This window comes from Nocardia fodinahabitans, assembly GCF_052983615.1.
The window spans coordinates 7224633-7245578 of the sequence record NZ_JBRJJC010000001.1; the positions used below are offsets into that span (position 1 = coordinate 7224633).

The window sequence follows — 20946 nt, forward strand, 5'->3', positions numbered from 1 at the left end:
CTAGGGCCGCGCGGTTTCCGAAACAGTGTCATTTACATGAACACCCGACCAATTTGGACGTACGTTCAGTTAATCTGAATTCACCGAACATGGGTGTTCGCCACGAGGTAGCGGCCTGGGGTGCCGAGCCCGCACCGCGCTGTGCCGGACCGACACGCGCCCGATCGTGGACGTCACCACGATTGGGCGACAACGACGGTTGCCCGATGGATACTGGGCCGATGGTCGACCGGTTGTCTCCCCTGGTGCTCAGCACCGAGAGCGTCTCCCCCAGGGAGGCTTTCGACTACTGGCGCGACAGCGTGTGCGCGATGTACTTCCGCATGCAGGTCGATCCGATGACCACCGCGGACTACCACGCGCGGATCGAGTACGCCACGCTGGAGAACGCCGTCGGCCTCTCCCGGGTGCGCGCCGACGCGCAGCGGGCCCGCCGCCGCCACGTCGACCTGAGCGCCGACGCCGAAGACTGTGTGCTGGGCGTCATCACCCTCGACGGGCGCGCTGTCCTCGAACAGGACGGCCGCACCGTCGAAGCCGAGCCCGGCACCCTGGTCTTCCTCGACAGCACCCGCCCCTATTGCGCGACCTGGACCTCCACCTTCGAGGAACTGGTCGTGCAGGTGCCGACGCGCCGGATCTCGGTCGCCGACACCCGTTCGCTCACCGCCAAAGCCTTCGGTCCCGGCACCGTCGCACCGACCGTCACCTCGTGCTTCACCGCGCTGTTCGACCTCGTCGCTACCGACCCGGCGCAGGCGGCCCCGCTGGTTCCGCACGCGCTGGGTCTGTTCGGTGCCGCCGTGGCGACCGCGGCCCGCCGTAGGAGCGAACCGGAGGAGATCACCGCGCTGCTGCGGCAGCAGGTCTTCGACTTCCTGCGCGCCAACGCGTGCGACCCCGAACTCACCGCGGACATGGTCGCTTCGGCGTGCGGGGTCTCCCGGCGCACGCTGTACCGCATCGTCGGCGGCGGCGGTATCGCCCACCACATCAAGGTGATCCGCATCGATCGCGCCAAGAAGCTGCTGCAACGCGAGCGCTACCAGTCGATGGGCGCGATCGCCGCCGCCTGCGGTTTCGGCAGCGAGTCCGGCTTCCACCGCGCGTTCCGGGAGACGGTCGGCGCGACACCGGCCGACTACCGGCAGATGGTGCGGCCCTAGCGATCAGGCCGAGACGCGGGCCGACCGACACCGGTCGCGGCGTCCATGTCCTCGAGCGACATGCCCTTGGTCTCGGGCACGAATCGCGCCACGAACAGCAGCGACAGCAGCGCGAACGCCGCGTACATGCCGTAGGCCACGCCCAGCGAGAAGCTCTTCAGGCTCGGGAAGGACACGGTGATCGCCCAGTTCGCCGCCCACTGGCCCGCGGCCGCGAGCGACAGCGCGGCGCCGCGGATCCGGTTCGGGAACATCTCGCCGAGCAGCACCCACACGACCGGGCCCCAGCTCATGCCGAAGAACACGACGAACAGATTCGCCGCGACCAGCGCGATCGGCCCGCTCGCCCCGGTCAGCTGCGGCTCCAAGGTGCCCTCGGCGTTCGGTACCTGCTCGGCGGTGCCGAAGCACACCGCCATCGTCGCCAGGGTGACCGTCATGCCGATCGAACCGATCAGCAGCAGCGGCTTGCGCCCGATCCGGTCGATGAGCAGGATCGCGACGATCGTGGTGGCGATATTGACCACCGAGGTGAACACGCTGATCTGGAACGACTGGGACTCCTCGAATCCCACCGCCTCCCACAGCACGTTCGAGTAGTAGAAGATCACGTTGATGCCGACCGCCTGCTGGAACACCGACAGCAGCAGACCGACCCAGACGATCGGATAGACCCCGCCCGCCGGGCGGCGCAGATCCTTCCACGACGGCTTCACATCGCCTTTGAGACTGTCCTCGATGCGGCCGATCGTCAGTTCGAGGTTCTTCTCGCCGAACAGCAGCGCCAGCACCTTGCGAGCCTCGGGAATGCGATGGGTGGCCACGAGGTAGCGCGGCGACTCCGGAATCGTCGAGGCCAGCACGCCGTACACGACCGCGGGCACCATCATCGACAGGAACATCCACCGCCACGCCTCGAGGCCCAGCCACAGCGTCTCACTCGCCCCGCCGGCGATCTCGGCGAACACATAGTCCACGAGCAGGGCCAGGAAGATACCGAGCACGATCGCGAGCTGCTGCAGCGATCCGAGCCGGCCGCGGATGCGCGCCGGTGAGGTCTCGGCGATGTAGGCGGGGGCGATGACCGAGGCGACGCCGACGCCGAGACCACCGATGATGCGGCCGATCACCAGGATCCACACGCTGGGCGCCAGCGCGGTGACGACCGCGCTGATGAAGAACAGCACGGCCGCGATCTTCATGACCTTGATCCGGCCGATCCGGTCGGCGATCCGGCCCGCCGTCATCGCGCCCGCGGCGGCGCCGAGTAGCGCCGAGGCCACCGCGAAGCCGAGAACCGCGTCATCGACACCGAATTCGCCCTGGATCGCCGACACCGCGCCGTTGATCACCGCGCTGTCGAAACCGAACAGCAGACCACCCAGTGCCGCGACGGAGGCGATCCGGATGATGTGGCTGCCCGCCGCGCTCTCCTCGTCGGGCGCAGCCGAATGATCGGTGAAAGAACCTCCGTCGGACATCGGCGTCGTCCTCTCCGCGGCGCGGCACTCGTGCCACGCTGGTCGCTGTGTGGTGTGGTCGCAGTATGCCCCGGCCTGCGGGTCCGCTTCGTCGAGACACGCACAGCGCCGACGGTGCCCCGAAGGGCCGGTACACGATTCGCTGCGCGGCGGCGCCACACCGCACGTTCACCTCGGCGACACGCTCGTCGTCTAGCGTCCGCGAGATGACCGATGTCGAGACGCGTCCGATCCCCCGTGCGGTCAGCGAGATCGCCGATCTCGCCACCGCCGTGAACCTCGCCGACACCACGGCGTTCACCGTCGACGACAGCGACGACGACGATCCGGTGCTGCTCACCGCGCCCGGCGGGCTGATCGTCGACACCTGGCGCGAGGGCTACCCCTACGACGAACGGCTGTCGCGCACCGAGTACGAGCTGGACAAACGCCTGCTGCAGATCGAGCTGCTGAAGCTGCAGAACTGGACCAAGTCGACCGGGCGCCGCATCGTCATCGTCTTCGAGGGCCGCGACGCCGCGGGCAAGGGCGGCACCATCAAGCGATTCATGGAGCATCTGAATCCACGCGGCGCGCGGGTGGTGGCGCTGGAGAAGCCGTCGGCCCGCGAATCCACCCAGTGGTACTTCCAGCGCTACGTCGAGCACCTACCCGCGGCCGGTGAGATCGTGCTGTTCGACCGGTCCTGGTACAACCGGGCCGGGGTCGAGCGGGTGATGGGTTTCTGCACGCCCGAACAGCATCGGCGGTTCCTCGCGCAGGCGCCGCTGTTCGAGCGGATGCTCGTCGACGACGGCATCGACCTGGTGAAGTTCTGGTTCTCGGTGTCTCCGCTGGAACAGCGCACCCGCTTCGCGATCCGCCAGGTCGACCCGGTACGGCACTGGAAGCTCTCGCCGATGGACCTGGCCTCGCTCGACAAGTGGGAGCAGTACACCGCGGCCAAGGAACAGAACTTCGAGCACACCGACACCGATCACGCGCCGTGGATCGTGGTCAAGAGCAACGACAAGAAGCGAGCCCGGCTCAACGCGATGCGGCACGTGCTCAATCGCTTCGAGTACGACAACAAGGACACCGAGATCGTCGGTACCGCGGACCCACTGATCGTGGGCCGCGGTCGCGACGTGATCGGGTCCTAACGCACCAGGGCGGCGGTGTGCGCGGCGGACATCAAGGTGGCCAGCTCGTCGCGTTCGGCCGCGTCGAGGGCATCGAAACAGGGCGCGATGAGCTCGTCGGTCAACGACTCCGCGGCCTCCCAGCGGGCCCGCTGATCGTCGGTGATCTGCTCGAACGGTTCGGACCAGCCGAGCGTGCGCGCGTGGGTCGGGCCGTCCGACATCGGCGAACCCGCGATCAGGATCGCCTGCAGCGGGGTGAGCCCGTTGGCCAGAATCGCGACCAGGTGCAGGCCGCCGCGCAGTTCCCGCAGGACGTGGGTCAGCTGCAGCGCGGCGGCCCTGCCGTCGGTGGGCAGCGGCATCGCGCGCCAGCCGGCGAACAGCGCCAGCCCGGTCGACGGTGCCGCGGCGACGACCCTGCCGAGCAGTTCGGCGAGCCGGTCGGCGTCGCCGAAGGCGGCGAGCTTGCGCCGCCCGAAGTCGTGGCAGGCGGCGAGGTAGGCCACGGCCGCGTCGGCGGCGGGCAGCGGCACGGATTCCCAGGCAGCCCGGACACATCCGGGTTCGAAGAAGCCGAAGGCCGCGGAGACGACATCGGCATCGACGTCACCGAGCACGCCGCCCCGTCCGCGCGTGTAGGCGCCGTGGAAGCCGGGGACTCCGACCGCCTGCCCGAACTCCCTGGCCTCGCGCGAGATCATGAACGCCCCACCGAGTTCGAGTACCTGCTGTTTCACTGCTGTCGACGCCATCGTCCACCTTCCGCTCTGTACACTCAGGCAGACTTTAGCGTGCAATAGCCAGATTCGGCACCCCCTCGTCGAGATCGGCAGCGGAAAATCTCGTCGACCACACCGACCGGCCGACCTAGGCTGAACCGCATGACCAGCCGACCCCTCGTGGCGATCCTGTCCGGCGCCGGTGTCTCCACCGACAGCGGGATCCCCGACTATCGCGGCCCGCAGGGCCTGTGGCAGCGCGATCCCGACGCCCAGAAGCTGGTCACCTACGACTATTACATGCGCGATCCCGACATCCGTCGCCGCTCCTGGCTCATGCGCGGCGAACACCCGGCCTGGCGGGCCCAGCCGAACGCCGCTCACCACGCGGTCACCGCGCTGGCGACGAGCGGGGTCGCGGTGCGGGTGATCACCCAGAACGTCGACGGTCTGCACCAGCTCGCCGGCCTGCCCGACCGCAAGGTCGTCGAACTTCACGGCAACGCCCGCACGGCGGTCTGCACCGACTGCGGTGACCGCACCACCACCGAGGCCGCCCTGGAGCGGATCGCGGCGGGTGAGGACGATCCGGCCTGCCTGCGGTGCGGCGGCATTCTCAAGACGGCCACCGTGATGTTCGGCCAGGCCCTCGATCCCGACGTTCTCGGTCACGCGATGGCGATCGCGCAGGCATGCACCGTGTTCATCGCGGTCGGCACGAGCCTGCAGGTGCAGCCCGCCGCCTCGCTGGCCGGGGTGGCCGCCGAGCACGGCGCCCGGCTGATCATCGTCAACGCCGAGCCCACGCCCTACGACGCCCTCGCCGACGAGGTGATCCGCGAGCCCATCGGGACAGCCCTGCCCGCCCTGCTGGCCACCCTCGGCTGATTCCGGTCCCGGCGTGATCGTGGCCCGGCTGGTGTCGGGTCCACGACCGGTTCCACTGGTACGCGCCGGTATTCGGGGACGGCAGTGGTGGCCTGCCAGAACGGCCGCGATCGGCGTCGCGCATCCGATGTCCGGCAGCCGGCTCTCGGTGCCGCTCGGCGCGGCGGCCGGGTTCCGATGAACCCGGCGCGCCGCTGTTCCGTATAGCTGGACCGGCCGACGTGGCCACGCTAGCGACGGAGGCCTGATGCGGGTGATGTTCGTGGCCATGCCGCTGCTCGGGCATCTGTTCCCGATGATGCCGCTGGCCACCCAGCTCCACCGGCACGGGTATCGGGTCCTCGTCGCCACGGGCGGTGCGGCCGCCACCGCGGTGCGTACGCAACTTCCGGTCGTCGAGGTGGCACCACCGATCGACTACGTCCGTTCGGTGGTGCGCGGTCTCGGCGCCCATCCCCTGCTGGCCGTGCGTTCGGCGCGCGGGATGGCCGATGCGCCGGGTGGCGCCCGGGTCTTCGCCGTCACCAACCGGCCGATGCTCGCCCCCTTGCTCGCGGCGGCCCGCGAGTTCCGGCCCGAGCTGATCGTGCACGAACCGTTCGCCTCGGTCGCCGCGATCGTGGCCGAGCGGCTCGGTGTGCCCGCGATCCTGCACAACATCGCACTCGACGACGGCATCGTCATCCGGCGGGAACTGCTGCGGCTGCTCTCCGACGCCGATGTTCCCGCGCCGGCGCAGACCCTGTCGATCGCCCCGCCGAGCATCGTCGAGGTGAGCGGGCGACCGCTGCGCTACACCCCGTATGCCCCACCCGCTGTCCGCACGCCACCGTTCCTGCGCGAACCACCCACGCGCGCCCGCATTCTGGTCACCCGCAGCACGATGCTCGGCGACGGTCCCGACGCGATGCTGCGCGCGATCGTGCGCGCGGCACCCGAGGTCGACGCCGAGATCGTCATCGTCCGTCCCGATCGAAAGACTCTGCGCGCCACCGCGCTTCCGGCCAGCGTCCGGACGACGGACTGGATCGCCCTGCACGAAGCCCTCCCGTACTGCACGGCCATGGTCGGCCACGGGGGCGCGGGCTCGGTCTTCGCCGCCCTGCAGGCGGGCGTCCCGCAGCTGGCCACCCCCGCCCCCGGCGATCGCGCCTGGAACGCCACCGCGGTGCGACGCCGGGGCGCGGGCATCGCGGTGTCCGCCCGGTCGATCACCGCCGACCACCTCACGACCTTGATCAATGATCGCGACCTCGCCACCGCCGCACGGTCGGTGGCGGCCGAGATCGCCGCGATGCCCGGCATCGCCGACGTCGCCGACGATGTGGTCACGCTCGCGGCCGCCCGCTGAGCGATGGGCGACAGCGATTGCGTCCCACGGGCTCTGCCGGTTCGTGCTACGGCTTGCCGAATTCCTCGATCAGCACGGGATACTGCTCCCCACCGTGCCCGGCGACGATCGCGCGATCGGCCATCGCCATGATCAACTTCGGCAGCTCGGCGTTGACGCCCAGCGACTCACACTCCTCGATCAGGTGCGCCATCGACCGCACATCGGTCTCCAGGGCCGCGACCTCGGTGGGGTACGCGCCCTGGTCGATCTGGGCGGCGTAACCGGGCAGCCACGTCGCGACACCGCTCGCGATCTGCTGGGCGAACGGTGCGTAGGTGGCCGCGTCGACCCCGGCGGCGCGCAGCATCGCCGTGCCCTGCAGCCAGGCGTTGAGCACGCTCCACATCATGGCCAGCCCGGCCACGTCGTACAGCGACGCGAGTCCGTGGTCGGCACCGAGAAAGCTGACGGCTCCGAGTGCTGCCATGGTCGATCGGTGCTCGGTGAAGTCGTCCTGCGCTCCGCTGACCAGGATCACCGCGTCGGCGGTGCCGATGGTCGAGGGGATGGCCATGATGGCGCCGTCGAGGTAGCGCACACCCTGCTGCGCGGCCCAGCGCGCGGTTTCCCTGGCCTGGGCCGAGTCACCCGAGGTCAGATTCAGCAGCGTCGCGCCGGCGGGCACGGCGTCGCCGAACAGGTCACGAACGGCCGGGTAGTCGGTGACGCAGACGATTGTGAGAGTCCCGGCGGCGACGGCTTCGGCGACCGTCGGGGCCAGGTGTGCGCCGCGGGCCACCAGCTCGTCGGCCTTGGTGGCGGTGCGATTCCAGACGGTGGTGGGGTGCCCGGCGTCGAGCAGCGCGCCGGCGAGCGCGCGGCCCATCAGGCCGAGTCCGATGACGGTGACGGGTGTGTCGGTGGTGTTGTCCATGGCAGCATCGTCAACGTTCATACCGGTGTGAAGGTCAAGTGAGGATTCGGATGCGGATCGGGGAACTGAGTCATCGGACGGGTGTCAACGCCCACCAGCTGCGCTATTACGAGGCGCAAGGTCTGCTGGCGGCCGAGCGGAGCGCGAACGGCTATCGCGTCTACGACGAGGGTTCGGTGCTGCGGGTCCAGCAGATCCGGCATCTGCTGGGCGCGGGGCTGTCTTCCGAGGACATCGCCTATCTGTTGCCGTGCGCGCAGGGCGAGGTCCCCGAATTGCCCGGGTGCCCGGAGCTGCTGGGCGCCATGCGGTCCCGGATGCGCCGGATCACCGAGCAGATCGATCGGCTCGCCCGGTCCCGGGACGCGCTCGCCGACTACATCGCGGCGGCCGAGCGCACCGGCGGCGACAGCTATCCGCCGTTGGACGGTTCCGGCCGCGAACCGGTGCCCGCCGACCTCATGGCTGGAACGTGGTCGCCGCGATCCGCAGCACCGACCACACCAGCAGTGCGCCCGCGCCGACCGTGAAGAACACGATCATCGGGATGTCGCCGTCGTCACGGGCTTTCGTGATGATCTTGATCGCGCCGGCTTCGAGGAACAAGCTCAGCACGATCAGGGTATTGACCGCGACCGCCGCCCACATCGCGCCGGGCTGATACGCCCAGTAGCTCGTGATCCACCCGAACAGCAGGGTGCTGGGCAGGCCGAACAGCATCCAGCCGAAGCCGAGCACCACCAGGTTCTCGCCGTGCGCCTTCGCGTCGGTCTCGTTCTCGGCCGCGCCCACCGGCAGCACCCGGCCGATCTGGACGACCGCGTGTCCGACGCAGGCCGCCGCGCAGGCGATGATCAGCGCGACGTACCCCTGCCGCGGGTCCAGTGGCGGGTTACGCGCCCAGCGGAACGGTAGCCAGCCCGCGCACACCACGAGACCGACGGCGAGGACCGTGGCGGGCCGGGCCCGCAACCGCGCGCGCACATACCCGGCGGGAAAGAGGTCACCGCGCCGCCCGTACAGCCAGCCGACACACATCGGCGCGACGGCACCGACGAGCACCGTCAGCCAGCGCCAGTGCGCCGGCGCCAGGAACATCGACACGAGGGCGAGCAGCCAGCTCGTGACCACGAGCAGGACCGCCGGTCGCGCGAGCGCGGTCCAGAGTCTGTCGGCCCGGGCCCTGGCCTCGGCCAGCGGATCGGGCTCCGGCGACGGATCCGTGTGCACCGCACCTTGTTCCGGCTCCCACCGCGTGGCGGCCCCGACCCGGGGTGGGGTCGGCCACTGCCCCTCGAACGCCGAGCCCGGGCACAGGACGAGGCTGTCGTCGGCGCGGTAGTCGTAGCCGATGTCGACCTCGCCGTAGTCGCGCATCAGCTCCATCTGCTGGGTGATGGCCAGTCCGTGCCACGGTTCGCCGCAGTGCGGGTTCGGGCAGTCGGGATAGGTGGGGTCGTCGTAGTCGTAGCCGACGCGGGGTTCACCGTCGCGCAGGCTCGCGTCGACGAGCTGGTCGATCTCGTCGAGCAACCGCTGCACCGGTTCGGATTCGGCCGTGCGGGTGGATTCGGCCGTCCCGGCGGCCACCACCGCGTATTCGGCGGCCCCCATCTGGACATTCGCCGCCACGGGTGTGGGACTGAACCATCGCCGCCGCACCGCGATCGCATGGGCGGTGCCGCCCACCATCAGCAGGAACAGGCAGATGTCGAAGACGGTGTCGCGTACCGGATCCGGCTCGGTCGCCCACACTTCCAGGGCGAACAGCCCCAGGTAGCCGAGCGCGGCACCGGCCAGCGGCCACGACCGTGCGCGTAGGGCCAGGACGGCGAACAGCGGCCAGGTCAGCAGGCCGAGCGAGAGCAGCGGGACGAACGAGGCTACCCAGCTGGCACCGCTGCGTACGGCTGACACGACCACTACCCCCACTGCCCGGACACGATCCGACGATCCTAGGGTCGCCGCATCGTCCGGTCCACACGATTGCCGGTGTGCCCGGCTACTCCGGGGTGGACTGCTCGGCGGGGCGTCGGCGGTCGCGCACGACGAGGACGACGGCGGCCAGCGACCAGATGACGGCGTAGGCGACCGCGCGCATCGGGCTCCAGTTGGTGAGCAGCAGGACCACCGCGACGCCACCGAGCAGGCCGAGGATGCGGGTGGTGCTCGCCGGGCCGGTCATCCGGCGATCATCGCATAACCGCCGGTCAGCCGTCGACACGGGCATCGACCGGACGTGCCTGCGCACCGGTGCGGGGCCGCCGGGCGCTCCAGGCCAACGCGGGGACGATCAGCAAGGCGATCGCCGCCCCGAGGTAGGCCAGGCCGGGGTAGTCGGCCGCCGCGACGATCAGGCCGGAGCCGAGGCCGCCGCCCGCTCCGGCGACGGCGATACCGACGTCGACGGTGCCCTGGGTGCGGGCTCGGGTCGCGACGGGAGTGGCGTCGGCGATCATCGTGGTGCCCGCGATCAGGCCCAGGTTCCAGCCGAGCCCGAGCAGGCCGAGGGCGGCGGCCAGCGCGAGGACCGAACTCGGTGGTGCCAGCGCCGCCGCCAGGCCGGCCGCGACCAGGGTGCCCGCCGCGACGACGGCGACCGGGCCCGGGCCGATCCGGTCGACGAGCATGCCCGACATCAGCGAGGGCAGATACATGCCCGCCACGTGCACGGCGATCACGATGCCTGCCGCGCCGACGTCGTGGCCGTGGTGCTGCATGTGGATCGGGGTCATGGTCATGACCGCCACCATCACCAGCTGGGTCACCACCATGACGGTCGCGCCGGCCACGATCGGCGCCGACCAGGTCTTGGCAGCGGTGGCTGTCGGGGCGGGTTCGTCGGTGGCGGTGAGCTCGCGGGCGAGGATGAGCGGATCGGGCCGCAGCAGCACCCACAGCACCAGACCGGCGAGCAGATAGGCCGTCCCGGAGAGCACGAACGGCCCTGACAGTGGCGGGATTCCCCAGGCGGTGGCCAGACTCGCCATGGGGTGCAACAGATTCGGTCCGACCACGGCGCCGACCGTCGTCGCGACGAGCACCGTGCTGATCGCCCGGGCCCGATGCGCCGGGGTGGCCAGATCGGCGCCCGCGTACCTGGCCTGCAAGCTGGTCGCGGTACCGGCGCCGTAGACGATCAGCGAGGCGAACAACAGCCCGATACTCCCGGTGACCGCCGCGACGACGACACCGAAACTGCCGAGCGCTCCGACCAGGTAGCCGACGGTCAGACCGGCCCGGCGCCCGGCGCGCTGCGAGATCCGGCCGACGCCGACCGCGGCCGCCGCGGACCCGACGGTGAACATCGCGCTCGGCAGACCGGCCAGGCCGGTCGATCCGAGCATGTCCTGCGCCAGCAGCGCACCGACCGTGATGCCCGCGGCGAGACCCGCCCCGCTGAAGATCTGGGCGGCCACGAGCACGGCGAGAGTGCGCCGCTGGGCCGGATGTTCACTCATGAGGGTCAACAGTGCGGCAAAGATGGACGCCGGTCCAATCGTTGCCTCCGCGCACGATCGGAACTGTCCAGGAGGTCGATCAGCGCGAGCGGATCAGGCGGCCAGGTCCATCCGCAGGAACTCGGTGATGCGCAGCAGCTTCGGTGGCCGCGCCACGTCGTCGGACAGCGCCTGGAACGCCTCGGCCTCCCCCACGACGACCGGTGCGGTGAGATCGAGTTCCCGCCCGTCGACCCGCAGCCGGGCCCGGCCCGCGGCCAGCACGTTCTGCGCCCAATCGCAGCGCGCGCCGTAGACGAGGACGAACAGGTATCCCCCGTCGACGGGATAGGCGTCCAGGGGCGTGTGATACGTCGTCCCCGAACGCCGGCCGACGTGGGTGAGCACCGGCCATTTCCCGCCCTTGATCGCGCGCGGATTGAACACGCGCTTGTTGATGTGACCCCACCACCGCGGCATCGGCATCGGGCTCTCCTCACTGTGCGTCCCGGCTGGTCTTACACATGTAAGGCTGACTTACGACTGTAAGCTTGTCAACACTGTCGAGCCGAGGAGCTGCCGTGACCCGACCACCCCTCAACCGGGAACGCGTCCTCGACGCCGCCATCCGCGTCGCGGACCGCGCCGGCGCGGAAGCGATCACGATGCGGCGGGTGGCCCAGGAACTGGGAGTGGAGGCGATGTCGCTGTATCACCACGTGCCGAACAAGGACGCGATCCTCGACGGCGTGGTCGACGCGGTATTCGCCGCGATCGACCTGCCCGCCACCGACCGCGACGACTGGCGCGACGCGATCCGCGCCCGCGCGACCTCCGCGCACCGCGTCCTGTCTCAGCACACGTGGGCACTCGGCCTCATGGACTCCCGTCGCCATCCGGGCCCGGCGACGCTGCGCCACCACGATGCCGTCCTCGGGGTGCTGCGCACCGCCGGATTCACCCTGCCGATGGCGGCGCACGCCGTCTCACTCATCGACAGCTACGTCGGCGGCTATGTACTGCAGGAGGCGAACCTGCCGGTGCGGACACCGAGCGAGGTCGAGGACGTCGCAGGAGACATCCTCGCCGATCTGCCCGCCGACGAACTGCCCTATCTCACCGAGCTGATCGTCGACCACGCGCTGCGCCCGGGCTACGACCACTCCACCGAGTTCGCTTACGGGCTGGACCTGATCCTGGACGCACTCGACAAACGCCGCACCTGACACAGCGACCACCGCCGGGCGGGGTTTGCCCGCCCGGACGTGGACTACCGCCCGCCTTTCAGTGACCGCCGGGATCTGTCAGGTGCAGTCCCTCACCGACCTTGATCCGGCGATGTTCGGCCAGCACGATCGTCACTCCCGACAGCAGGCACACGCCGCAGATCACCCCTGCGATCACTGCCCACCCGGCGAAGCCGGAACCCGCGGCCGTCAAGGTCGCGGCGAGAAAGACGATGCCGACACCGATGAGGAACAAACCGGGCCAGTTGAGGGAGTCCTGGATGGATTCCCCCGCGTGCGAGCGGAACGTGCGTTCGGTATCAGGGAACCTGTGTACGTGCGGATCGTGGTGGTCAGCCCACGGATCGCGGTGTGTAGCCATGGCCTGCCGTCCTTTCGACGAGCCGTTCCATATCCCATGCCTACCCCTGATCGCGCCGAACTACCAGCCGTGTTGTGTGTCAGTCCCGACCGAGAACGAAGAAATAGGGATCGGGTAGGTCACGGAAGTCCATCAGACCGAACACGGTGTCCTCGTCGACCCGGCGGAATACGTCGATGATCGCCAAATGGTCGTAGACCATCGCCGCCGTCACGACCCCGCGATGTTCCACCGGCCGCAACCGCGCCCGGTACTTGCGGGTGCGCAACGCCGGCTTCAACACCCCGAGCAGGCCACGGCCACGCCGCACCAGCGCGTGCGGCACCTTGTCGGCCACCCCGAGCGGCACCTTCTTCGGATCGACGGCGAAGATCTCGCCCGCGGGATCGCAGAACAGCAGCGGATGCACGTTGTCGACGCCGTCGAACTGCTTGCCGTACCAGCCCGACGCCTCGAGCAACCCGTCGAGCCCGTGCCCGGTGGCCAGCTCGCGCCCGTGCCATCGGCCGGTCAGCTCGGCCGGCGACACCGGCGGGAGGCTGTCGAACAGTGCCAGCGCCGCCGCCCTGCTGCAGGCGGGCCCGAGCGCGGCGAGTTGATCGGTGGCGGTCATGGAATCCTCTCCGGAACGGTTCACGCGGGCAGGCGCAGCGCGCCGGGCGCCGAGGCGGGCACCACGGGATGGGTGGGCGCGACGGGGCTGATCCGCTGATAGCCGGCACCCAGTGCCGGGCGCGGGTCGGCCTCGCCCTTGTTGGGCCAGTACGCCATCGCCCGTTCGGCCTGTGCGGTGATGGTCAGCGACGGGTTGACGCCGAGGTTCGCGGTGATCGCGCTGCCGTCGGCGATGTGCAGGCCGGGGTAGCCGTAGATCCGCTGGTACGGGTCGATCACGCCGGTCTCGCGCGAGTCGCCGATCGTGCAGCCACCGATGTAGTGCGCGGTGGCGGGAATGTTGAAGATGTCGGTGGCGATATTGCCGCTGACACCGTCGCATTCGTCGGCGTACTTGCGGGCGATCTCGTGCGCCAGCGGAATCCACTCCGGATTCGGTTCGCCGCTGCCCTGTTCGGTGACCAGCCTGCGCCCCTTGAGGTACGAGGTCAGCGAGTTGTCCAGCGACTGCATGACCAGCAGGATCACCGACCGGTTCGAGGCGCCGTGCGCGTTCTGCGACCGCAGGAACTGGATCGGGTGCAGCAGTATCGTCAGCAGCAGGCGCAGGAACCGGAACGCGCCTCCGTCGACCATCGGCACCGTCTGCAGGAACAGCGCGTTCTGCCCGGTGCCGTACGTGCACACCTCGACGTGGGTTTGCGGCTCCGGATGGATGGAGGAGGTGATGGCCACGCCCTGGGAGAAGTCCTTGCGGGACTTGCTGGTGACGCCGATGATCGCCTCGGAGTTGCTGCGGGTCAGCTCACCGACCCGGGGCGAGAGCTGCGCCAGCGTGCCGTCGGCGCGCAGCTTGTGCAGCAGCTTCTGGGTGCCCAGCGCCGCGGCCGCGAACACCACCTGCTGAGCGGTGAACGTGCGTCGCTCCTTGCGCAGCCACCCGTTCGACGCGACGGTCTCCACCCGGTACCCGCCGTCGCCGTCGGGTGCCACCGAGGTCACCGTGGTCAGCGGATGCACCTGCGCGCCACGGCTTTCCGCCAGATGCAGGTAGTTGACCGTGGTCGTGTTCTTGGCGTTGTGCTTGCAGCCGGTGAAGCAGTCCGAACAGTGGATGCAGCCCGCCCGCCGCGGCCCCGCGCCACCGAAGTACGGATCCTCGACCTCGACGCCCTCCTCGCCTTCGTTGAAGAACACCCCGACCTGGGTGCGATGGAAGGTGTCGGCGACGTTCATGCCGCGCGCGACCTGCAGCAGCACCTCGTCCTTCGGGCCGATCCGCGGGTTCTCCACGACGCCGAGCATCCGCTTGGCCTGGTCGTAGTAGGGCGCGAGTTCGCTCTTCCAGTCGGTGATGTGCGCCCACGCGCGGTCCTGATAGAACTCCGGCAGCGGCTCGTAAAGGGTGTTGCCGTAGATCAGCGAGCCACCACCGACCCCGGAACCGCTGAACACCAGGCATTTGCCGAGCACGCTGATCCGCTGCGGCCCGGTCAGACCCAGCCGCGGCGCCCAGATGGCCTTGGGGATGTTCCAGTTGGTCTTCGGATAGTCCTCGGCGTTCCAGCGCCGGCCGGATTCGAGAACGCCGACCCGGTACCCCTTCTCGGTCAGGCGCAGCGCGGTGACGCTGCCGCCGAATCCGGAGCCGACGACGATCACGTCGTAGTCGTAGTCAGTCATGCGGAGATCACCTCGTAGTCGGCGGCGTCGAATCGCGCCTGTTTCTTGTATTGGATTCCGAGCAGCGGCCAGTTGGTGGTGATCCGGCCGTCGGCCTGCCGGTACCACGACGAGCATCGGCTCCACACGCTGTCGGTGAGCTGAGCCTGGATCCGGGTGTCGTAGGCCTGTTCGACCTCGGGCCGCACCGTCAGCGGTTTCCCGGTCGCGGCGAGATGGGCGACGTAGTCACCCAGGTACTCGGCCTGGGCCTCGAGGAAGTAGATGATCGAGCCGCCACCGGTATTGGTGTTGGGCCCGTACATGATGAACAGATTCGGGAACCGCGGCACCGTCATGCCGTAGTAGGCGTGTGCGCCCGTGCGCCATTCCTGGTCGAGCGCGAGCCCGCCGGTACCGGTGATCGCCATCGGCGCGAGGAATTCGGTCGACTTGAACCCGGTCCCCCAGATGATGACGTCGACCTCGTGTTCGCGCCCGTCGGCGGTGCACACCCCGGTGGGCGTGATCCCGGTGATCTTGTCGGTGCTGACCTCGACATTCGGCTGGGTCAGCGCGGGCAGGTAGTTGTCGGAGAACAGCATCCGCTTGCAGCCGATGGGATAGTCGGGCCACACCTGCTCGAACAGGCCCGGTTTGGCCGCGGTCTGTCTGCGCATGTGCCACTGGGAGATCGCTCTGATCGTGGCGGCGAGCGGTTTGGCGTAGACCCAGGCCAGACTGAGTCCTTCGACCACGCTGTACCAGGTGCCACGCTCGGCCAGTTCGGTCACCGGCAGCTTCTCGAACACCCGATGGTGCAGGTCGCTGAATTCGCGGTCGGGGCGCGGGACGATGTAGGGCGCGGTGCGCTGGAACAGAGTCAGCTTCCCGACGCGCGGCTGGATCTCGGGCACGAACTGGACCGCGCTGGCTCCCGTGCCGATCACCGCGACGCGTTTGCCCGTCAGATCGATGTCGTGGTTCCACTCCGCGGAGTGGAAGGCGGTGCCCGCGAACGATTCCCGGCCGTCGATGGCGGGCAGCGCGGGCCGCGAGAGCTGGCCGACCGCGGGCACGACGACATCGACCTCGACGGCGTCGCCCGAGTCCAGGTGCACGGTCCACTTACCGCTCGCGTCGTCGAACGCGGCCCCGGTGACCTCGGTGCCGAAGCGGATGTGGCGGCGCACGTCGTACTTCTCGGCGACGTCGCGGATGTAGTCCAGGATCGCCGGTTGCCGCGAGAAGCGGTGCGGCCAGCGCGGATTCGGCTCGAAGGAGTACGAGTAGAACGGCGAGGGCACGTCACAGGCCGCGCCGGGATAGGTGTTCTCGCGCCAGACGCCGCCGACCTCGTCGGCCTTCTCGAACACGACGATGTCGTCGAAGCCCCGCTTCTTCAACGCGATCACGGCGGCCAGGCCACCGAATCCGCTGCCGATGACCGCGATCGAAGGTTTCATGTCGCACTCCGGTTGTCGAGGATGGTCCGGACACAGAGGTCAGGGGCGTCGCTGAAGGGCAGGTGACCGCAGCCCGGCAGGTCGGTGTGGCGGGCGAACGGCAACACCGCTCGCGCGCGGGCGCTCTGGGTGCGGTGGGTGAGCACGACGTCGCGGGTGCCCCAGGCGATCGTCACCGGGATCGTGGTCAGCGCGCCGGGGTCGTCGCTCGCGTCGAGGACATAGGTGGCGAAATCGTCGCGGGCATCGGTGAAAGAGGTCGCGCCCGCCAGGCCGGCCAGGTCGACTCGGGCCGCGTCCGGGGTCACCTGACTCGGATGCCCGAACATCACGGCCAGCAGTGCCGCACGCCCGGCGGGATACTCGACCGCCTTGTCCAACGCGGGACCGGCGAATCGCGCGACCGCGCGCATGGCGGTCAGCGACCCCTGGACCCAGCGCAGGCCGGGCCGGCCGTAGAAGCCGACGGGCGAGAAGGCGGTGACGGCGGCGGCGACACCGCAACGCCCCAGCTCGAGGGCGATCCCACCGCCCATGGAGCTGCCGACGACATGCGGGCGCCGGATGTCGTTGTCGCTGAGCCACTGCGCCATCCAGTCGGCATACCCGCGGGGGCCGGGCAGCACGCCGGGCAGCGCCGGCGAGGCGCCGAATCCCGGCAGGTCGAGCGCGATCACCTCGTGCCGCTCGGCCAGGAGATCGATCACCGGCGCGAAGATCTGCCAGCGGCTGCCGAGCCCGTGCACCAGCACGATCGGCGAGCCGGCGCCCCGGCGAATATGAGAGATCTGCGTCATCGCAGCCCTTCACTCAGAAGAAACAGTTACTGCGTACGGTTTCTTGATTGCATCAGGTCGCTGGCCCTGCGTCAATAGGCAATCGCACACCGATTCGCCCGCCGCTCGCCCTTGTTACCGTCACCGCGTACGATTTGTTGGGTGACCCTGCAACAACCGCGCCGCACCCAGGCCGAACGCCGCGCCTCGACCAGGGCCCTGATCCTCGCCTGCACGGCGGAATGCCTGCTCGAACGCGGCTACGCGGCGACCACCGTCAGCGCCGTCCAGGAACGCGCCGGACTCGCCCGCGGCACCGTGCAGCATCACTTCCCCACCCGCGCGGAACTGCTCATCGCTGCCACCACCCGCGTCGTGGATCTACGGCTCGAGCAGTTCCAGCGCGAAGCCGAACTCCTGCCGTCCGGCCGCGACCGGCTGCAATCGATCGTCGACCTGGCCTGGCGCGACCTGAACAGTCCCGCCTTCTTCACCGCGCTGGACCTGTGGGTCGCCGCCCGCACCGACGCCGAGCTCCGCGAACGCCTCGTCCACGAGGAGCGGCGCGTCTTCACCGAGATGCGCAGGCTCTACCTCGACGTCGTCGGCGAACCCTACGCCTCGGACCCCCGCGCGGAAGTCCTCGTCGAGTTCACCATCGACCTGCTGACCGGCCTGTCGATGACGGCCATGCTCACCGGCACCCTCGGCGAACGCGAAGCGGTCGTCCGCCGCTGGAAGCGCGCGCTGGCCGTGCTCATCGGCCGGCTACCCAGCGACGAGCTCCTCGACGGCAGCCCCCTACCCGCCGTCGTCGACTGACACCGGCGCCGGGTCAGCCGATCCCGGCCAAACCGTTCCAGCACAGGGCGACCGTCGTCTCCACCGCGTCCCGCTTGGAGATCGGCTTGCCCGTGTCCAGCCACTGCCGCGCCGCCAGATGACTGGCGCCGACCACACCGAACGCACAGGTGAAGGCCCGCGCGTCGTCCATCCCGGCCGCACGCAACTCGGCACTCACCAGCACCGCGCACTCACCGAACGCGTGCCGCGACCGCCACCGCACACTCGGCTCGCTCGGCACCGGCGACTCGAAGATCAGCACGTGCCCGTCCGGGTCCTCGTCGACGAAGTCGAAGTAGGCCAGCACCGCGCGCCGGACCTTGTCCTCCTGCCCGGTCGCACCGGCCAGCGCACTGCGGATCCCGCCGACCATCCGGTCCAGATGATGCTGCAGCACCGCCAGATACAGATCGAGCTTGTTCGCGTACAGCGTGTACAGCACCGGCTTGCTCATGCCCGCGCGCAGACCGATCTGATCCATGCTCGCGCCGTGATAGCCGTGCGCGACGAACACCTCACGCGCCGCGTTCAACGCCGCGAGCAACCGTTCGGCGCGCGCCGCGACCGTCGCCGAATTCGGCGGGGCGTCCTCGTCCTCGGTGCGCAGGATGTCGCTGTGCAGGATCGTCATGAGCGGGACCGTTCGCGGGGGTAGTCGTTCACCATGTCAGCACCGGCTTCACCACACGCCCGGCACGCTGATCGGCGAGCGCGGTGCCGACCTCGGTGTGCGGGTACCGGCCGATGAGCCGATCGACCGGGAACCGGCCGTCCGCGTACAGCGCGAGCAGGTGCGGCAGGAACGTCGAGGGCACACTGTCACCCTCCAGACACCCACGAATCGTCTTGCCGCGCAGCACGATATCGCTGACATCCACCGGCGGCGTCCCCGCACCGAGCCCGACCGCGACCACGGTCGCACCCGTGGCCAGCGCGGCCACGGCGTCACCGAGCACCGCGGGCACACCGGTGGTGTCGATCGCGTGGGTGGCGCCGCCACCGGTGAGTTCGCGCAGCCTCGGCACGGTCGGCCCCTCGGCCGGATCCAGCGCGGCTGCCGCGCCGAGCTCGAGCGCCAATTCCCTGCGCGCCGCCGAGGTCTCGACGACGAGCACCCGCACGCCCTCGATCGTGCGTGCCGCGAGCAACGCGGCCATCCCGACCGCGCCGGCACCGAACACCGCCAGCCACGCCCCCGCGGTCGGCCGCAACGCGTTGAGAACCGCGCCCGCACCGGTCTGGAAACCACAGCCGAACGGCGCGGCCACGGCCAGGTCGAGCGCCGGATCGACGACGATCGTGTTGTCCTCGGTGGTCAGCGCGTACCCGGCGAAGCTCGATTGGCCGAAGAAGCCGTCCAGGACCGGGGCGCCGTCGCGCAGTACCCGTGGCGCGTCGTGCGCGCGTCGACCGAACTGGTTGAGCGCGACCGAGCGCTGACAGTAGGCGGGACGCCCGTCCACGCACGTCGCGCACTCGCCGCAGTGCCGGAACGTCAGCACGACATGATCGCCGGGCCGGACCGTACGTACCTGCGGCCCGACCGCGGCCACGACACCGGCGCCCTCGTGCCCGAGCAGGATCGGCCGGTCCGCCGCGCCGGCGCGCCGCGTCACCAGGTCGGTGTGACAGATACCGGCCGCGGCGATCCGCACCAGGATCTCCCCGCCGCGCGGCTCGTCGATCTCGACATCCTCCACCGAGAACGCCGCGGCCGGATCGCGCGACAGGACTGCCGTGGTGCGCATCAGGCCGCCCGTTCCAGCAGGAAGTAGAAGTACTCGCCCTTGGCGAGGACCAGTTCCGGACGCCCGTTCATGATGCCCATCAGCGTGTTCGCGTCGAGCCACTTGAAGTGGTCGAACACCGCGCGGCCGTCGTAGACCATCGTCGCGGTCACCTCGCCGCGGAACTCGATGTTCCACAGCGTCGCCTCGCCCTGCCCCAGTTCGACATTGGAGAACAGGGTGCCGTCCTCGGCGCGGCAGATCAGCGGCTTGGCGTCGTCGACGGCGACGAAGGTCTTGCCGTACCAGCGGCTCGCGGGCAGCGCCCGGCACAGCGGGTGGCCGGTCTGGAAGGCGGCGCCGCGCCACTCACCGAGGATGTCGTCGGTGCGGGCCGGGCGTAGCCGGGTCCACAGCGCGTCCAGTTCGGCGGTGGAGACGCCCTCGGTCTGCTCCCGGAGTTGCTGCCAGCGTGGCTTGTCCGCGCCCATGGTGTCCTCGTCTCGCCGATTCCAGAACCATCTGGTTCCGAACGGACCATAGTTCCGAACCAGTTGGTTCGGCAAGGGGGTACCATTCCGGCCATGCGCGCGGCAGGTGAGGCAACCCGGGAGCGAATACTCGCTGCCGCGAAGGCGGAGTTCGCCGAATTCGGCATCGCGGGCGCCCGGATCAACCGCATCGCCGACGCCGCCCACGCCAGTAAAGACCGCCTCTACGCCTACTTCCCCGGCAAGAACGAGCTCTACGCGGCCGTCACCGAGCGCTGGACCACCGAAACGGCCGAGGAGACCGCGTTGCGCGCCGACGACGTGCCCGCCTACGTCGGCCGCCTGTTCGATCACTTCGTCGCCCACCCCGACAACGCGCGGCTGCAAGCCTGGTCGGATCTGGAACCCGAAGGCGCGCACGTCGGCCCGCTGCTGCGCCGCACCATCGAGGCCAAACTCGCCGAACTGCGTCGCGGTCAGCGCGAAGGTCTGCTCACCGACGCCGTGCCACCGGTCATCCTGCTGCGCATGCTCTCCGATCTGACCCGCACCAACGCGATGCAGGCCCGCTTCGCCGTCGAGCGGGGCGACACCGAGCAACTCTCGACCCGCCGCGCCGCCACCGTCTTCGCCGCCGCCCGCATCGTCGCGCCCTGAAGTCGCCCTATCGTGG

The 20946-nt window shown here is 69.7% G+C and carries 23 protein-coding genes; 8 read left to right on the top strand and 15 right to left on the bottom strand.

Going from position 1 to position 20946, the window contains the following annotated elements; all coding sequences use genetic code 11:
• The first annotated feature begins 206 nt into the window (after window positions 1-206).
• Window positions 207-1166 carry an AraC family transcriptional regulator gene (locus NV348_RS34045; RefSeq protein ID WP_447150588.1) on the top strand — a complete coding sequence of 320 codons (960 nt, stop codon included), beginning with the start codon at window positions 207-209 and terminating at the stop codon, window positions 1164-1166.
• Here the strand turns inward: NV348_RS34045 and NV348_RS34050 are convergent.
• Window positions 1163-2647 carry a sugar porter family MFS transporter gene (locus NV348_RS34050; protein ID WP_447150589.1) on the bottom strand — a complete coding sequence of 495 codons (1485 nt, stop codon included), beginning with the start codon at window positions 2645-2647 and terminating at the stop codon, window positions 1163-1165. The two genes, NV348_RS34045 and NV348_RS34050, sit on opposite strands and share 4 nt — an antisense overlap.
• Before the next feature lie 206 nt (window positions 2648-2853).
• On the opposite strand from NV348_RS34050, the gene ppk2 reads away from it, so the two are divergent.
• Entirely contained in the window at window positions 2854-3789 is a 936-nt protein-coding gene (gene ppk2 / locus NV348_RS34055) for a polyphosphate kinase 2 (protein ID WP_447150590.1), read from the top strand.
• Here the strand turns inward: ppk2 and NV348_RS34060 are convergent.
• Window positions 3786-4523 carry an SCO6745 family protein gene (locus NV348_RS34060; RefSeq protein WP_447150591.1) on the bottom strand — a complete coding sequence of 246 codons (738 nt, stop codon included), beginning with the start codon at window positions 4521-4523 and terminating at the stop codon, window positions 3786-3788. The two genes, ppk2 and NV348_RS34060, sit on opposite strands and share 4 nt — an antisense overlap.
• A 129-nt stretch (window positions 4524-4652) precedes the next feature.
• Here NV348_RS34060 and NV348_RS34065 point away from each other — a divergent pair, with 129 nt between their 5' ends.
• Together NV348_RS34065 and NV348_RS34070 are read left to right on the top strand one after the other, a co-directional pair.
• Window positions 4653-5378 carry an SIR2 family NAD-dependent protein deacylase gene (locus NV348_RS34065; protein WP_447150592.1) on the top strand — a complete coding sequence of 242 codons (726 nt, stop codon included), beginning with the start codon at window positions 4653-4655 and terminating at the stop codon, window positions 5376-5378.
• 247 nt (window positions 5379-5625) lie between these two features.
• Complete coding sequence (locus NV348_RS34070) at window positions 5626-6729, top strand: glycosyltransferase (protein ID WP_447150593.1); 1104 nt, start codon at window positions 5626-5628, stop codon at window positions 6727-6729.
• Window positions 6730-6775: 46 nt separating this feature from the next.
• Here NV348_RS34070 and NV348_RS34075 read toward each other — a convergent pair whose 3' ends face one another.
• Window positions 6776-7645 (bottom strand): NAD(P)-dependent oxidoreductase, encoded by an 870-nt coding sequence (locus tag NV348_RS34075; RefSeq protein WP_447150594.1) that lies wholly within the window; start codon window positions 7643-7645, stop codon window positions 6776-6778.
• A gap of 50 nt (window positions 7646-7695) precedes the next feature.
• Between NV348_RS34075 and NV348_RS34080 the strand changes: the two genes are divergently transcribed.
• Window positions 7696-8175: a MerR family transcriptional regulator gene (locus tag NV348_RS34080; RefSeq protein WP_447150595.1), complete on the top strand. Its 480-nt coding sequence runs from the start codon at window positions 7696-7698 to the stop codon at window positions 8173-8175.
• On the opposite strand, the gene NV348_RS34085 is transcribed toward NV348_RS34080, so the two are convergent.
• The 4 genes from NV348_RS34085 to NV348_RS34100 all read right to left on the bottom strand — a co-directional run bounded on the left by NV348_RS34085 (window position 8105) and on the right by NV348_RS34100 (window position 11571).
• Entirely contained in the window at window positions 8105-9562 is a 1458-nt protein-coding gene (locus NV348_RS34085; protein WP_447150596.1) for a hypothetical protein, read from the bottom strand. The two genes, NV348_RS34080 and NV348_RS34085, sit on opposite strands and share 71 nt — an antisense overlap.
• Before the next feature lie 85 nt (window positions 9563-9647).
• Entirely contained in the window at window positions 9648-9830 is a 183-nt protein-coding gene (locus tag NV348_RS34090) for a hypothetical protein (RefSeq protein WP_447150597.1), read from the bottom strand.
• A gap of 25 nt (window positions 9831-9855) precedes the next feature.
• Window positions 9856-11106 carry an MFS transporter gene (locus NV348_RS34095; protein WP_447150598.1) on the bottom strand — a complete coding sequence of 417 codons (1251 nt, stop codon included), beginning with the start codon at window positions 11104-11106 and terminating at the stop codon, window positions 9856-9858.
• Between the two features lie 93 nt (window positions 11107-11199).
• Entirely contained in the window at window positions 11200-11571 is a 372-nt protein-coding gene (locus NV348_RS34100) for a nitroreductase family deazaflavin-dependent oxidoreductase (RefSeq protein ID WP_447150599.1), read from the bottom strand.
• A gap of 95 nt (window positions 11572-11666) precedes the next feature.
• Here NV348_RS34100 and NV348_RS34105 point away from each other — a divergent pair, with 95 nt between their 5' ends.
• A complete protein-coding gene (locus NV348_RS34105) occupies window positions 11667-12311 on the top strand; it encodes a TetR/AcrR family transcriptional regulator C-terminal domain-containing protein (protein ID WP_447150600.1) in 645 nt (214 codons plus the stop codon).
• Between the two features lie 58 nt (window positions 12312-12369).
• On the opposite strand, the gene NV348_RS34110 is transcribed toward NV348_RS34105, so the two are convergent.
• The 5 genes from NV348_RS34110 to NV348_RS34130 all read right to left on the bottom strand — a co-directional run bounded on the left by NV348_RS34110 (window position 12370) and on the right by NV348_RS34130 (window position 17233).
• Window positions 12370-12693, bottom strand: coding sequence for a hypothetical protein (locus NV348_RS34110; protein ID WP_447150601.1), 324 nt, complete (start codon window positions 12691-12693; stop codon window positions 12370-12372).
• Between the two features lie 79 nt (window positions 12694-12772).
• On the bottom strand, window positions 12773-13306 hold the full coding sequence (locus NV348_RS34115) for a DUF4334 domain-containing protein (protein WP_447150602.1): 534 nt from the start codon (window positions 13304-13306) through the stop codon (window positions 12773-12775).
• Window positions 13307-13326: 20 nt separating this feature from the next.
• Window positions 13327-14991 carry a GMC oxidoreductase gene (locus NV348_RS34120; protein WP_447150603.1) on the bottom strand — a complete coding sequence of 555 codons (1665 nt, stop codon included), beginning with the start codon at window positions 14989-14991 and terminating at the stop codon, window positions 13327-13329.
• Window positions 14988-16436, bottom strand: a complete 1449-nt coding sequence (locus NV348_RS34125) for a flavin-containing monooxygenase (protein WP_447150604.1) — start codon at window positions 16434-16436, stop codon at window positions 14988-14990. Before NV348_RS34125 ends, NV348_RS34120 begins: the two co-directional genes overlap by 4 nt.
• Complete coding sequence (locus NV348_RS34130; protein WP_447150605.1) at window positions 16433-17233, bottom strand: alpha/beta fold hydrolase; 801 nt, start codon at window positions 17231-17233, stop codon at window positions 16433-16435. The genes NV348_RS34125 and NV348_RS34130 overlap by 4 nt, the downstream gene beginning before the upstream one ends.
• A gap of 141 nt (window positions 17234-17374) precedes the next feature.
• On the opposite strand from NV348_RS34130, the gene NV348_RS34135 reads away from it, so the two are divergent.
• Window positions 17375-18034 (top strand): TetR/AcrR family transcriptional regulator, encoded by a 660-nt coding sequence (locus NV348_RS34135; protein WP_447150606.1) that lies wholly within the window; start codon window positions 17375-17377, stop codon window positions 18032-18034.
• A 13-nt stretch (window positions 18035-18047) separates the two neighbouring features.
• Here NV348_RS34135 and NV348_RS34140 read toward each other — a convergent pair whose 3' ends face one another.
• The 3 genes from NV348_RS34140 to NV348_RS34150 are packed head-to-tail and all read right to left on the bottom strand — an operon-like array spanning window position 18048 to window position 20273.
• Complete coding sequence (locus NV348_RS34140) at window positions 18048-18686, bottom strand: TetR/AcrR family transcriptional regulator (protein ID WP_447150607.1); 639 nt, start codon at window positions 18684-18686, stop codon at window positions 18048-18050.
• Window positions 18687-18714: 28 nt separating this feature from the next.
• On the bottom strand, window positions 18715-19803 hold the full coding sequence (locus NV348_RS34145; protein ID WP_447150608.1) for an NAD(P)-dependent alcohol dehydrogenase: 1089 nt from the start codon (window positions 19801-19803) through the stop codon (window positions 18715-18717).
• Window positions 19803-20273 (bottom strand): DUF4334 domain-containing protein, encoded by a 471-nt coding sequence (locus tag NV348_RS34150; RefSeq protein ID WP_447150609.1) that lies wholly within the window; start codon window positions 20271-20273, stop codon window positions 19803-19805. The genes NV348_RS34145 and NV348_RS34150 overlap by 1 nt, the downstream gene beginning before the upstream one ends.
• 93 nt (window positions 20274-20366) lie before the next feature.
• On the opposite strand from NV348_RS34150, the gene NV348_RS34155 reads away from it, so the two are divergent.
• Complete coding sequence (locus NV348_RS34155; protein WP_447150610.1) at window positions 20367-20930, top strand: TetR/AcrR family transcriptional regulator; 564 nt, start codon at window positions 20367-20369, stop codon at window positions 20928-20930.
• Window positions 20931-20946 lie beyond the last annotated feature (16 nt).